This is a genomic window from Pseudomonas sp. SCT (assembly GCF_003864275.1).
Classification (GTDB): Bacteria; Pseudomonadota; Gammaproteobacteria; order Pseudomonadales; family Pseudomonadaceae; genus Stutzerimonas; species Stutzerimonas stutzeri_AE.
In genome coordinates, this window is sequence record NZ_BDJA01000001.1 from 809,712 (window position 1) to 822,475 (window position 12,764).

The 12,764-nt window shown below is 63.6% G+C and carries 14 protein-coding genes and 1 pseudogene; 4 read left to right on the forward strand and 11 right to left on the reverse strand.

From position 1 onward, the window contains the following. Nucleotides 1-25 precede the first annotated feature (25 nt). The 3 genes from BHD08_RS03705 to BHD08_RS03715 all read right to left on the reverse strand — a co-directional run bounded on the left by BHD08_RS03705 (nt 26) and on the right by BHD08_RS03715 (nt 1,810). Nucleotides 26-484, reverse strand: coding sequence for a hypothetical protein (locus tag BHD08_RS03705; protein ID WP_125020956.1), 459 nt, complete (start codon nt 482-484; stop codon nt 26-28). A gap of 129 nt (nt 485-613) precedes the next feature. Then, nucleotides 614-1,003 carry a VOC family protein gene (locus BHD08_RS03710; protein ID WP_125020854.1) on the reverse strand — a complete coding sequence of 130 codons (390 nt, stop codon included), beginning with the start codon at nt 1,001-1,003 and terminating at the stop codon, nt 614-616. Nucleotides 1,004-1,063: 60 nt separating this feature from the next. Next, a complete protein-coding gene (locus BHD08_RS03715) occupies nt 1,064-1,810 on the reverse strand; it encodes a cyclopropane-fatty-acyl-phospholipid synthase family protein (RefSeq protein ID WP_125020855.1) in 747 nt (248 codons plus the stop codon). A gap of 293 nt (nt 1,811-2,103) precedes the next feature. Here BHD08_RS03715 and BHD08_RS03720 point away from each other — a divergent pair, with 293 nt between their 5' ends. After that, nucleotides 2,104-2,499 (forward strand): SRPBCC family protein, encoded by a 396-nt coding sequence (locus BHD08_RS03720; RefSeq protein WP_125020856.1) that lies wholly within the window; start codon nt 2,104-2,106, stop codon nt 2,497-2,499. A 25-nt stretch (nt 2,500-2,524) separates the two neighbouring features. Here BHD08_RS03720 and BHD08_RS03725 read toward each other — a convergent pair whose 3' ends face one another. From BHD08_RS03725 to BHD08_RS03740, 4 genes are all read right to left on the reverse strand, one after another. Next, the gene (locus BHD08_RS03725; protein ID WP_125020857.1) at nt 2,525-3,454 is read right to left on the reverse strand and encodes a DMT family transporter; all 930 of its coding nucleotides are present in this window, start codon (nt 3,452-3,454) and stop codon (nt 2,525-2,527) included. A gap of 200 nt (nt 3,455-3,654) precedes the next feature. Next, nucleotides 3,655-4,947, reverse strand: a complete 1,293-nt coding sequence (locus BHD08_RS03730; protein WP_125020858.1) for a sorbosone dehydrogenase family protein — start codon at nt 4,945-4,947, stop codon at nt 3,655-3,657. Beyond that, nucleotides 4,944-5,393: a DUF2231 domain-containing protein gene (locus tag BHD08_RS03735; RefSeq protein ID WP_375708235.1), complete on the reverse strand. Its 450-nt coding sequence runs from the start codon at nt 5,391-5,393 to the stop codon at nt 4,944-4,946. Before BHD08_RS03735 ends, BHD08_RS03730 begins: the two co-directional genes overlap by 4 nt. A gap of 241 nt (nt 5,394-5,634) precedes the next feature. Further along, complete coding sequence (locus tag BHD08_RS03740) at nt 5,635-7,191, reverse strand: sensor domain-containing diguanylate cyclase (protein ID WP_125020859.1); 1,557 nt, start codon at nt 7,189-7,191, stop codon at nt 5,635-5,637. Nucleotides 7,192-7,712: 521 nt separating this feature from the next. Here BHD08_RS03740 and BHD08_RS03745 point away from each other — a divergent pair. Further along, a pseudogene (locus BHD08_RS03745) lies at nt 7,713-7,857 on the forward strand (ABC transporter permease); the annotation flags it as partial. Between the two features lie 80 nt (nt 7,858-7,937). Here BHD08_RS03745 and BHD08_RS03750 read toward each other — a convergent pair. Next, entirely contained in the window at nt 7,938-8,342 is a 405-nt protein-coding gene (locus BHD08_RS03750; protein WP_125020860.1) for a hypothetical protein, read from the reverse strand. Between the two features lie 258 nt (nt 8,343-8,600). Between BHD08_RS03750 and BHD08_RS03755 the strand changes: the two genes are divergently transcribed. Then, nucleotides 8,601-9,962 carry a diguanylate cyclase domain-containing protein gene (locus BHD08_RS03755; protein ID WP_125020958.1) on the forward strand — a complete coding sequence of 454 codons (1,362 nt, stop codon included), beginning with the start codon at nt 8,601-8,603 and terminating at the stop codon, nt 9,960-9,962. A 3-nt stretch (nt 9,963-9,965) separates the two neighbouring features. Here BHD08_RS03755 and BHD08_RS03760 read toward each other — a convergent pair whose 3' ends face one another. Beyond that, complete coding sequence (locus tag BHD08_RS03760; RefSeq protein ID WP_015275708.1) at nt 9,966-10,793, reverse strand: NYN domain-containing protein; 828 nt, start codon at nt 10,791-10,793, stop codon at nt 9,966-9,968. Between the two features lie 136 nt (nt 10,794-10,929). Between BHD08_RS03760 and BHD08_RS03765 the strand changes: the two genes are divergently transcribed. Next, nucleotides 10,930-11,658, forward strand: a complete 729-nt coding sequence (locus tag BHD08_RS03765; RefSeq protein ID WP_125020861.1) for a DUF1294 domain-containing protein — start codon at nt 10,930-10,932, stop codon at nt 11,656-11,658. A 47-nt stretch (nt 11,659-11,705) separates the two neighbouring features. Here BHD08_RS03765 and BHD08_RS03770 read toward each other — a convergent pair whose 3' ends face one another. Then, entirely contained in the window at nt 11,706-12,050 is a 345-nt protein-coding gene (locus tag BHD08_RS03770; protein ID WP_015275710.1) for a zinc ribbon domain-containing protein YjdM, read from the reverse strand. 118 nt (nt 12,051-12,168) lie between these two features. Continuing rightward, nucleotides 12,169-12,672 (reverse strand): acyl-CoA thioesterase, encoded by a 504-nt coding sequence (locus BHD08_RS03775; RefSeq protein ID WP_015275711.1) that lies wholly within the window; start codon nt 12,670-12,672, stop codon nt 12,169-12,171. Nucleotides 12,673-12,764 lie beyond the last annotated feature (92 nt).

A 12,764-nucleotide genomic window follows, 5' to 3' on the forward strand; every position in this document is an offset into this window, starting at 1 on the left:
GACCTGTTGGTCGGGCGGCTCCGGTTCACGGCTGCAGTTCCTGGTTGCCCATGGCACAGAAGCTCTGCGCCTGCCGCGCCGCCGGCAGCGCGCGCAGCTGGGTCATGCACTGAGCCTGGCTGGGCGTGCGCACCACGCTGAGCTCGGCGTCGTCGTTCACGCCGATCAGGTACGGCTTGTTGTAGCGCGGGCCGTCGTGCCAGCTGCTGAAGCGCAGCTCGCTTAAGCCGCATTGGTAGCGAATATGGCCGGAGAAGCCCTTGAAACGATCACGGCGGAAGATGTGCCGGTACAGGAGCCAGTCCCGCTTGCTCTGGCCGTCGCGCACCGCGTCGAGGCAGCCCTGTAGCTCGGTGATCTGCGGCTCGTGAAGAAAGATGCTCTGCGCCAGGCTGGAGCCATCCAGCTGCACCGTGGCCACCAGATAGACCTGCCGCTCGGCCGCCTGTGTCGATAGCGCCAGGGCCAAACCCAGCGCCAACATCCCTGTTTTGATCAATCTGCATGCTCCTGACGGGCCGTCCTTCGAGGGCCGCACCCTAGCCGAGGACGGCCTAGGGAAACAAGGATGGATTCGCTCGCGGACCCGGTAAGGGCAACCGGCTGGCGATCATCAGGACGCCCTTTCGTACAGCTCCAGCGGCAGGCCATCCGGATCGGCGAAGAAGGTGAAGCGGCGGCCGGTGTACTCATCAACCCGAATAGGCTCGACCGCCACGCCCTTGGCTTCCAGCTCAGCCTTGCAGGCCCCGACGTCATCCACCGCGAAAGCCAGATGCCGCAACCCCTGCGCCTCCGGCCGCGAGTGGCGAGGCGGGGCATCGGGAAAGGAGAACAGCTCGATCTGCCCACCGTCCGGCAAGGCCAGGTCGAGCTTGTAGGACTGCCGCGATTCCCGGTAATGCTCGGCGATCACCGCAAGACCCAGCGTTTCGGTATAGAAGCGCTTCGACACGGCATAGTCGGAGCAGATGATCGCGGCATGGTGGAGAGAGAGCAGCATGGACATTCCAATGAGCAGAATACGGGTGGACAGCTGGCGCCCGGCTCCGTTTGCTACGCGTCAGTGCGGCATCAGTGCGAAGACGCCCCAGCCGAGGTATTCCCGGGTATAGGTGGCGTAGCGCTCCGGCTCCGAGCTGAGTTGGGCGCGGACTTCCTGCGCCAGCTCATCGTCGGGATTGGCCTCCAGCCAGCGGCGCATGGTGAGCCATTTCGCCGCCTCGTAACGGTCCCAGCCATCCTGGTCCGCCAGGACCATTTCGACCACGTCGTAGCCCAGCTGGCGAAAAGACGCGAGCAGTTCGGGAAGCACGAGAAAGTCGCTGATCGCCTCGGCCAGGCAGCCCTTGGCGACGTCCTCGGTCGGCGGCAACTGGCGCCAGTAGGGCTCGCCGATCAGGATGATCCCGCCACTGCGCAGGCTGCGCGCCAGCAGTTCGAGCGTGCCGGCGACGCCACCGGCGATCCAGCTTGCGCCGATACAGGCGGCTACGCTGACCTTCTCGTGCGAGACATGGCCGGCCGCATCGCCATGGATGAACGCGACCCAGTCTGCAACACCCAGCTCCACAGCGCGGAGCGTCGCCTGCTCGCTGAATAGCTGGCTCATGTCGATGCCCGTGCCGACGACGCCGTGATCGCGCGCCCAGGTGCAGAGCATTTCCCCCGAGCCGCTGCCGAGATCGAGCACTCGATCGCCCGGCTGCAGCCGCAGCGCTGCGCCGAGCGTAGCGAGCTTCTCGGGCGTGATCGGATTGTGGATGCGGTGAGCGCTCTCGGTGATGTTGAAGATCCGTGGGATATCCATGAGTGCAGCTTCCTCGGCGGCAGGGACGATGGCTTACCCGTCCAGTGTATCCGTAGCGTTGCGCGGCGCACCCAGCGGCGCACCTGCGCCCACGCTCGCCCGCTGGGGAAGGCGCGCGATGTTGGCGCCGCCGCTCGGAATCCGGGCGTACGGGCGTGACCGACCAGCATCTCAACTTGAAGCAGTTCAGCGGATTCTTCGCCTGGACGTCGCCATTCCGTCATTGCGGGGCTCGCAGGCGGGGTGTATGTCGAGTAAAAACGCACGACACGAAACGACCGGAGGCCTGATCCATGCACCACGTTCGCCATATCAGCATCTTCATCAGCCGGGATCCGGACGAGGTGTATGAGTTTGCCGCCGACCCGCGCAATCTACCGCAGTGGGCCGCCGGGCTGGCACGTTCCGACGTCAGGCAACAGGGCGACGCGTGGGTGGCGGAGGCGCCGTTCGGTCAGGTCCGGATCCGCTTCGCTGCGCCGAACGCGTTCGGTGTCATGGATCACGAAGTCGAACTGGCGTCGGGGCGGGTCGTGCGCAACCCCATGCGCGTTATGCGGAGCAGTGGCGGAAGCGAGTTCGTTTTCACGCTGTTCCGCCAGCCCGACATGAGCGATGAGCAGTTTGCCGCAGATGCGCTTGCGGTCGAGGCGGACCTGCAGCGGCTCAAGGATCTGCTCGAGCAATAGTCACTAGCGGTTCGCCATGGCCGCATCAGGTCTGGTTTCCATCTTTCGAATGAACACCCAGCGCCGTGACCGTCAGCAGAATCAAAGCCATCCCGAACATCTGTAGTGCAGCCAGACTCTCGTTCAACACCACGACACCGAACAGCGAAGCGGTTACCGGCTCGACCATGGCCACGATAGACGCTACAGCCGGTGCGGTTTGGTTGAGGCCGATAATGTAGAAGATGAAGGACAGCCCGGCCCCCAGCACACCCAGCACCACAAACAGGGGCCAATTCGGTGCGTGGAGCACGGCCACTGCCTGTTCCGCATCGCTCATCCAACCAAGTATGCCAACGAGTACCGCGAACGCTATCACCAGAATCGCCTGGGGGCTGCCGTGAGGGGCGGCGTACTTGAAGGCAAAGATAAACACCGCGTAGGACACGCCGGAAAGCAGGCCGGCTCCGGCAGCGATGGCGGTAATGTCACCCGCTCCGATGTCGTAGATGCCGGTGAGCAACACGACACCAACCATTACCATCGCGATTGCCGCCCACTTGAACAGAGTTGGTTTTTCGAGCCTGCACGCGAAGGAGACGAGATAGACGAACACCGGTGCGGAGTACATCAGGGTGGCCGCAACCGCAACGCTGCCCTCGGCGATGCTCAGGAAATAGAAAGAGAAGTTGCCCGCCACGCCCATACCGGCCACTGCGGACCAGAACCACAGCCGACGGCTCGCCAATCCGCTGCCGTCCGGTCGTAACGCAAGCCAGACAACAACGAACAGCAGCCCTATCGCGCCGCGGTAGAACGAGACTACGATCGGGCTCCAGCCCTCGGCGGCGAGAATGCCGCCGATCCCGCCCGACAACCCCCAGCATAGCGCCGCAAGAGCGACGAACAGTGCGCCATGGCGCCCCGTCTTCCCTACTGAACGTTCCCCATTCGGTGGCGGCGAATGCTGCACCATCTAGTACGTCCCATGCCTTCGGCTCAATGCTGCTGATTTGGAGCTGCGGCGCGTGCGCGTTGCCGTAGCCGCGCGGCAGGCCGCCCCCGAGCTCGCTCGGCGAGCAAGAGCGGTTGCGCAGCCGAGTCAGTGCGCAGGGTTGCCGCGATGGTTGAAACGAGCGTAAGCCGCCGGTAGCCCTTGGGATACCGGCTCGCTCATCACTGCTCCCGCGTCACCCGCCACACCACATTGGCCAGGTCATCGGCGACGATCAGCGCGCCGCGCGGGTCGACGGTGACGCCGACCGGCCTGCCGCGGGTTTTGCCATCGTCGGTGCGAAAGCCTGTGGCGAAGTCGATTGGCTCACCCGCCGGGCGGCCGTCGCGGAAGGGCACGAAGATCACCTTGTAGCCGACCGGGTCCTTGCGGTTCCAGCTGCCATGCTCGCCGATGAACACGCCTTCGGCGAACTGCTCGCCCATGACATCCGAAGAGAAATCGAGGCCCAGTGCGGCCACGTGCGAGCCGAGAGCGTAGTCCGGTGTGATGCTGGCGGCGACCTTGTCCTTGTCCTGGGGGCGCACGCGGTCATCGACGTTCTGCCCCCAGTAGGCGTAGGGCCAACCGTAGAAGCCGCCTTCCTTAACTGACGTCAGGTAATCCGGCACCAGGTCTTCGCCAAGTTCGTCGCGTTCGTTGACTACCGTCCACAACTGGCCGGTTTCCGGCTGTATCGCCATCGCGGTGGGGTTGCGCAGGCCGGTGGCGTAGGGCTTGTAGGCTCCGGTTTCGGCGTTGACCTGCCAGACCATGGCGCGGTCCACCTCGGCTTCCATCCCGCGCTCGGTGATGTTGCTGTTGGAGCCGATGCCGACATACAGGTACTGGCCGTCCGGGCTGATGGTCAGTGCCTTGGTCCAGTGGTGGTTGATCTCCGACGGCAGGTCCGCAACCTTGCTCGGTGGGCCGCTGGCCTCGGTCTGGCCATCCTGATAATCGAAGCGAACGAGTTCGTCCTGATTGGCGACGTACAGATTGCCGTCGTGGAAGGCGAGCCCATAGGGCGCGTTGAGGTCTTCGGCGAACACGGTCTGCAGTTCGTAGGTGCCGTCACCGTCCGCATCGCGCAGCAGGGTCAGGCGGTTGCCGCTTTCCACCGAGGTGTTGCCCTTGGCCTTGAGATAGCCGGCGATGACGTCCTTCGGCTTGAGCTTGGCCGCGTTGCCGCCGCGACCCTCAGCGACAAGGATGTCGCCGTTGGGCAGCACCAGGGTCTGGCGCGGAATCTTCAGATCGGTGGCGATCGCCGTCACGCTGAAGTTCTCCGGCACCGTGGGTACCTGGTCGCCCCAGGGCGAAGGCTCTGCGATTTTCATGCTGGGCAGCAGGCCCCGTTCCGGTTCGGGCAGCTTGGGGTTGGTGCCGTAATGCTGAGAGGCGTCCTGCTCGCCGCCGCATGCGCTCAGCAGTACGGCCATGGTCAGGGCGGTCAGTGCGCTGGAATGCTTCATGCCTCACCTCCGTCGCGCAGGTTGCTCAGGCCGATCCAGGTCGCGGCGCACGCCAATACGGTGACGATTACCGACAGCACCAGGCCTAGCGGCATCGTCGCCCAGGCATCCTTGGCGTGCTCCAGCGCATTGATAAAGCCCAGCAGCCAGGTCGCCAGAAGAAGCAAGAAGTACATCAGTGGCCGCCCCTTCTTGTGATGGGCGCGGATCAGGTTCACTACCGCGAACAGCAACGCCAGGCCGCAGAACACCAGCCCGCCGGCGATCAGCCAGGCGGCGAAGTTGCTCCACTGAACCTCGTAGGTCTTGAAGTAGGCGATATCGCTGAGCATGGCGCCAAGGAACAGTGGCACGGTCCCGGCGAGCAACGTCCCGTGCAGCGGGTTGGGGATGTGGCGGGAGATGCTATGGGTGGTGGTTTGCGTGCGGTGGGTGATAACGGTCACGTAGATATCCTCATCGCTTGGAGGCCTGACCTCATGCTCGGCGCGGATGCGCTGGCGGCCGGGATCGCTCTGGCTGTGCTTTAAAGGGGATCGTGACGGCGCGGGGTTAGTTCACTGCTGATGGACAGCCGGGTGTTCATAGCGGCGGGCATGAGTTGACCCTGGCGCGCTCTGACGCAGACGAGACGGGCTCTGGAGCTTTCGGTGGCCGCTGAACTGCTGTCGCTGCAAGCACTCGCAATCAGGCATTGCTGCTGCAAAGTGCGACGTTCTCACGACCGTGTTGTTTGACCTTGTACATGGCGCGGTCCGCTGCGGTCAGCAGTTCGTCGAGGTTCTCGCCATCAACGGGGCACAGCGCGATGCCGATGCTGCATGAAACTCGCTGCTCGCCGGCGTCAGTCGCGATGGGCAGGCTGACCGCCTGGAGCAGCTTGTGCCCGGCGGCTTCGGCATCCGCCGCACTGGCGATATCTCTGACCAGCACGACGAACTCGTCACCGCCGTAACGTGCCGCGGTGTCATACATGCGGATCACCTGGCGCATCTGCTCGGCAACGCCGATCAATACCTGATCGCCCACTTCGTGACCGAAGCGATCATTGATGTCCTTGAAGCGATCGAGATCGACGACCATCACGGCAAACGGCGTTCCGTGCCGCTGCAGGTACGCGTAGGCCTCGGTGAAACGGTCAGTCAGCAGCTGGCGGTTGGGCAGGCGGGTGAGCACGTCGTGCGTCGCCAGGTAGGTGGAGCGCTGATACTCGCGCTCAGCCGTCGCGATGGCGCGGTAGTGACGCACCAGCACTGCCGGTAGCAGCCCCAGTGCGGCGACGAGAATCAGCAGGATGGCCAGCGTCTCGCGGGTCAGTACGTCGGCCAGATGCAACTGTCGCTCGATCAGCAATGTGGTTGGCTGCGAACTGCTGCCGATCCCTACCCGCGCCGTCAGGCGTGGCAGCAACAGACGGTCCAGCATGCCGGCTGGCATGGGTGTTGTCGTGAACAGCGGGCTCGATGCACCGACGCCGCTGTCGAGAAACGCCTCGATGCGCAGCTGCCCATCCCTATCAGTGGCAAGCACAGCGTTCCGCAATGCGTCGGTTCTCATCAGCAGCAGGGCAACCATGCTGCTACCGAAGAAGTTAGGGCCGGCGCTTGGACGAGGGGTTTCGGGACGACTTACCGCCTGGAGCAGGATGTAGGCGTCGCCGCCTTCGTGCAGGGCGAATACCGGCGAGGCGACCGGTGCCGTGGTTTGCCGGCTACGGGCCAGCGCCTGGGACAGGTGGCCCACCGTCTCCAGTCGGAGACCATAGATGGTGCTGGCTTGCACCAGCTTCGGATACATGAACAGCACCGGCCAGGTTTCGCTCAATGGCAGCGGTGCCGTTGTCGGCTGCAGCGCCGGGCTGGGAAAGTCCTTGAGTCTGAAGTCGGCGCGCCAGCTGAGGCGTAGCAGTTCCTCGAAGGCGTATTGCTCGGCCAGGGGAACGCCACGTGCCACCTCCAGCATGTAAACCTGCGGGTATGCGGTGACAACGGCCTCGGCATAGCGCGCGGCGGCTGCCTCGTCACTTTGATCGACCGCCTGCAGAAAGGCCGAGAAGCCTGCCAGGACTGCTTCGTTGGTATCGAGCTTGTTGCGTACCGCGGCGGAGATGTTCTGTACCTGCTGGGCGAAGCGTGCATCCCATCGCTGAATTTCGGACACGAACAGCAGCTGAGCGGAAACACCGGCCAGCAGCAGGGACAACAGGATGAAGGCTGCAAAAGAGCGCCGGCGTTTGGTCAGCATCGATACTTTCTCCCGATGACTATGCACGGGTTCTTAGCCAACCCCTGACGCCTGGTTGCATAGGCCGCCGGTGCGGGTGGCGCCGTGTTCTATCGGCACAACCGCTGGCGTCACGTCAAGCTAGCAAAACGCCATCTTGGGGTCTAGCAGTCGAGCGAAGTGCTATCAGGCACGGTTTTCGTGCCTCACGCACAAAGCAGGTGCTCCGAAGCAGACCATTTGATCCATTTCTTTTCCGTAAAAAGCCAAGTGGCTGATTCATAAGCGAATCATTCTGGTGGCACGCGTTCTGCTCTCTCCTCGAAAGCCGCCGGTGTGCAAAGGACGGCGGCGTCACGCACACAGAAAAGCGCCCGCGCCATCGGCGAAGCGCTCAGGTTCAGTCCTGTGTTCGAAGAGTGCGTCATCCATGACTCTGCAATACATTCCCATCATCGACCTGGCGCCATGTTTCGCCGGCACGCCGGAAGGCAAACAGCAGGTCGCCACCGTATACGCCGCGTTCAGAGAGGCGAAAGCTGATGGACATGATCGCCAACTGGCTGGGCAACACCGGACTTCGCCGTGCGCTTCGCCCTGGCGGCGCTGGGTCTGATCCTCACGGAGCGCGCTGGCGTGCTGGCCCTCGGCGCCGCAGTACTTCGTGCTGATGACGCCCTACGCGGTGACGCTGGCGGTGACGGCAATCAGCCCGGCGCGCTAGGTATTCCCTTTATCCGCGAGGAGCGCCGCCGACGGCCCTGCGGCTACTGCGCCTGATTCTGGTTCTGGTTCTGGTTCTGGCTCTGGTCGCTGGAGCGGCAGGTGATCTCGGCATAGGGCTCGTCGGGCGAGTAGTCGCCGGGTACCCGCTCGGTGCGCTGGGTATTGGGTGCGACGCTGAACACCGGCGAGGCCGAGGTATCCGAGCGCGCATCGGCCGGCACGTGGAATTCGCAGGAAATCTGGCCGCCGGTGCGGTTCATCACCTTCACCGCACGCACCCCGAGCAGCTCGCCTTCGACACCTTCGGACTTGGCCGGCACGCCCATGGGGCTGACCTCGACGTCCAGGCCGTTGAGGTGGGTGATGATTTCCGGCTGGGGTGTCTGCGCTATGGCAAGCGGAGCGCAAAGCGCCAGGCCGCAGGCAAGGACAAGTTGTCTGGTCATGGGAATCTCCGTCATTCGGTCACCTTTAGAAGGAGTCGAGGCCGGTCGGTTCGATGGCCGGACGAATCAATGATTGCAAATGATGAGGCGCTGTCGCAGCGGTCGCTCGGCGCCTGATGGCACTTTGACGCATTTCGCCTTGCCGTGCCGTTTCCAGCGTGTTGAACTGCTGGTACAGCCGATGTTGTGCGGTGCTGTTCGGGAGTGGCTCACGTGGCTAGGTCTCTGTTCATCGGGTTGCTTGTGCTCTACGGCGGCATGGCTGTCGCTGCAGCCGATGCGACTCTGGAACTGAGCGCGGCGGAGCGTGCCTGGTTGGCCGAGCGGGATTCAGTCAGCGTGTGCGTCGATCCCGACTGGCTGCCGTTCGAGATGCTCAATGCGCGCGGTGAGCACGAAGGTATTGCAGCGGACCTGTTGCGCCTGGTCGCCGAGCGGGCGGGCCTGCCGCTGCAGATAGTGCCTACCCGGGACTGGGATGCCTCGGTGGCCGCGTCCAAAGCTGGACGTTGCCAGTTGCTCAGCTTTCTCAATCAGACGCCCGAGCGGGATACCTGGCTGATCTTCACCCGGCCGCTGTTCACCGATGCCAACGTACTCATCGCCCGCGACGAACACCCCCATGTGGTGAATCTGTCGGCGCTCACTGGCGCAAGCGTGGCGTTGCCTTCCGGCACGTCGGTGGAGGAGCGCATCCGACACGATTTCCCTCAGCTGCGCATCATTCGCACCGAAACCGATGCTCAGGCGTTGATGATGGTCAGCGAAGGCAAGGCCGATCTGACCATCCGCTCGCTGACCGTGGCGGCCTACACCATTCGTCACGACGGCTGGTTGAATCTCAAGATCGCCGGCCAGGTCAGCGGCTTCGACAACCAGTTTCGTATCGGCGTGCTGAACAGCGAACCGCTGCTACGCGACATTCTCGACAAGGCCATCGCGACGGTCACGCCAGTGGAGCTCAATCAGATCGCCAACCGTCACGTGCCGATTCGCGTCGAGACGGCGACGGACTATCGGCTGGTCGTGCAGATGGTGGTGGTGTTCTCGGTGGTATTGCTGACCAGCCTGTTCTGGATCGGGCGCCTGCGCCGGCTCAACGAGCAGCTGCAGATCAAGTCGCAGACCGACTCGCTGACCGGCCTGGCCAATCGTTCGGCACTCGACGGCCGCTTCGCGGTGGCGTTGGAGCAGGCCCGGCGGTATCACCGGCCACTGTCGATCGTCATGCTGGATATCGACCACTTCAAACGCATCAACGATGAATTCGGTCACCAGATGGGCGACCGCGTGCTGCGCGAAATCGCCGGGCTGCTGCAGAGCTGTCTGCGCGGCACCGATGCGGTAGGGCGTTGGGGCGGCGAGGAGTTTCTCGTGCTGTGTCCGGAAACCAACGGACTGCAGGCCGAGGTGTTTGCCGAGCGTATCTGTGAGCAGGTGCGGGCGTTCCCGTTCAGCACCGGTCAGCGCCAGAGCCTCAGCGCCGGGGTGGCCGAGCTGATCCCGGCGGACACCACCGACAGCCTGCTGCGGCGTGCCGATGCCGCGTTGTATCGGGCCAAGCGTGGCGGGCGCGACCGGGTCTGTCTGGATGTGCCCGCCGAGCAGGGTGAGGCGTGATGCTCAGTGCTTGCCGGGCTTGCGCAGCCTGACGTAGAGATCCTTGCCACCCGTGGCGCTGCTGCCACGGGACTCCAGGTCGAAGCGCTTGGGCTGGTTGGCGATCAGCTCGCTGAGCTTCTTGCAGCCGTACAACCGTGGATCGAAGGCGGGACGCAGCTTGCTGATGTTCTGTCCGAGCGTGCCCAGCTGGATCCAGTCATCTTCTTCGGACAGGTCGTCGAGCACCTTGGCAATGAAGTCCACCGGCACCTGCTGGCAGTTGATCGCATCGCCTTTGTCGCTGGTGCGCACGGGCTTGCTACTGGCTTCCTCGACCTGAGCTGCAGCGACGAGCTTCTCCGGCGAGGGGGCTTCGACGGCCTTCGGTGCATCGGCGCGCAGGATCTCGGTGTAGATGAACTTGTCGCAGGCCGAGACGAACGGCGAGGGTGTCTTCTGCTCGCCGAAGCCGTACACCGTCAGGCCTTCCTCGCGGATGCGCGCCGCCAGGCGGGTGAAGTCGCTGTCACTGGAAACCAGGCAGAAACCGTCGAAGCGTCGGGTGTAGAGCAAATCCATGGCATCGATGATCAGCGAGCTGTCGGTGGCGTTCTTGCCCGAGGTATAGGCGAACTGCTGGATCGGCTGGATCGAATAGTCGAGCAGGACCTTCTTCCAGCTGCCGAGGTTGGGTTTGGTCCAGTCGCCGTAGATGCGCTTGACGCTGGCGACGCCATACTTGGCGATCTCCTCGAACAGCCCCTCGACGATGGCGGCGGGCGCGTTGTCGGCATCGATCAGAACCGCGAGGTGCTTCTGCTTGTTCGAACTGCTGGGCTTGCTGGCCATGCTTCTTCCCTGGACTTGAGATCGTCCGACCATAACGCCGACAGCCGTGCCCTGGCCATAGCGGCGTGCGGTCAGGGCATGCCGAACGCGGCGGGCTCGGTTAGCATTCGCGCCTTTGAACACAGGGATTGACGGCATGGAACAGCGCGGCACGCTGAAAAGCTGGAACGACCAGAAGGGCTTTGGCTTCATTCGCCCCGAGCAGGGCGGTGAGGATGTGTTTGCGCATATCTCGGCGGTGCATGGCGAACGGCGGCCGCTGGTGGGCGATCGGGTGCTGTATGTGGCCGGGCGCGATCCACAGGGACGGCTACGTGCCGAGCATCTGCGGCTGGATGCGCCAATGACGCTGGACCAGCCTTCGATTCGCCAGCGCCCGGGCAGCCCGCGGCAGAGCACCGAGCAGCAGGCTCGCCCACGCGCGTCCGGGCGAGCCGCTGGAAAGCCTGCGCGTCAGCTGGTCGCCGGTAACATTCAGCAGCTTCCGCTCAAGCTGGTGCTGTTCGCGCTGCTGTGCCTGCTGCCGCTGGCGGGTAGCCTTTACCGGTTGGGCACGGCGCTGCCGCTGGCGGTCTATGCCGTTGCCAGCCTGCTGACCTTCTTTCTCTATTGGCGCGACAAGCACAGCGCGCTGAAGGATCGCTGGCGCACGCCGGAAACCACGCTGCATTTCTTCGAGCTGGCGGGCGGCTGGCCGGGCGCGCTGGTGGCGCAGCAGGTCTTTCGCCACAAGACCCGCAAACTGAGCTATCAGCTGGCGTTCTGGCTGATCGTGGTGCTGCACCAGGCGTTCTGGATCGATCTGCTGTTCATCGGCAGCGGCTTTACCCGTGAGCGCATGGACTGGCTGCTGCGGCTGCTCTGAAACGCGAAAGCCCGGCAAATACCGGGCTTTCGAACGAGCATCTCGGCTCAGACCTTCTTGACGAACTCGGACTTGAGCTTCATCGCGCCGATGCCGTCGATCTTGCAATCGATATCGTGGTCGCCGTCGCACAGGCGGATGTTCTTCACCTTGGTGCCGACCTTGACCACCAGCGACGAGCCCTTGACCTTGAGGTCCTTGATGACGCTGACGGTGTCGCCGTCCTGCAGGGTGTTGCCCACGGCATCCTTGATCACCTTGTCGTTCTCGCCAGCGGCCGCGGCGCTTTCGCTGGCGGACCACTCATGGGCGCACTCGGGGCAGACCAGCATCTGGCCGTCTTCGTAGGTGTATTCGGAGTTGCATTTGGGGCAGGGCGGCAAGGTGCTCACGGCAGGTCCTTCAATGGGAAATTGCGGAAAGCCGTGCATTGTATAAGGTTTTGTTACAAATTTGGGGCCGGCGTGGAATCCAGGCTGGCCAGATTCCACGTGGTTCACGGAGTAGCGCTTACTTCACGGCGGTGAGGCGCTCGTTGCCAGCGCGCAGCTCACTGTAGCGATGTTCCAGTTCGCGGCGGATTTCGCGGCGCTGGTAGGCCTGGGCGAAACGACGCTGCTGCTCGGCAGTTTTCGGGTTCAGCGGCGGCACTGGCACCGGTTTGCCGTCTTCGCCGAGGGCGACCATGGTGAAGAAGCAGCTGTTGGTATGGCGCACGGTCTTCTCGCGAATGTCTTCGGTGACGACCTTGATGCCGATCTCCATCGATGTGGTGCCGGTGTAGTTGACCGAGGCGAGGAAGGTGACCAGTTCGCCGACGTGCACCGGCTGGCGGAACACAACCTGATCCACCGAGAGGGTAACGACGTACTGCCCGGCGTAGCGGCTGGCGCAGGCATAGGCGACTTCGTCGAGATACTTGAGCAGCGTGCCGCCATGTACGTTGCCGGAAAAATTGGCTTTGTCCGGCGTCATCAGCACGGTCATGGTCAGCTCTGCATGTCCATCTAGCATGGGGGTTACGGCTCCTCGGTGATCAAGGGTTGCTACTTTAGTCGAATGCCTCCCGTCTGTCTGGTGAAACCAGCAAGACGCTTCATCAAAAT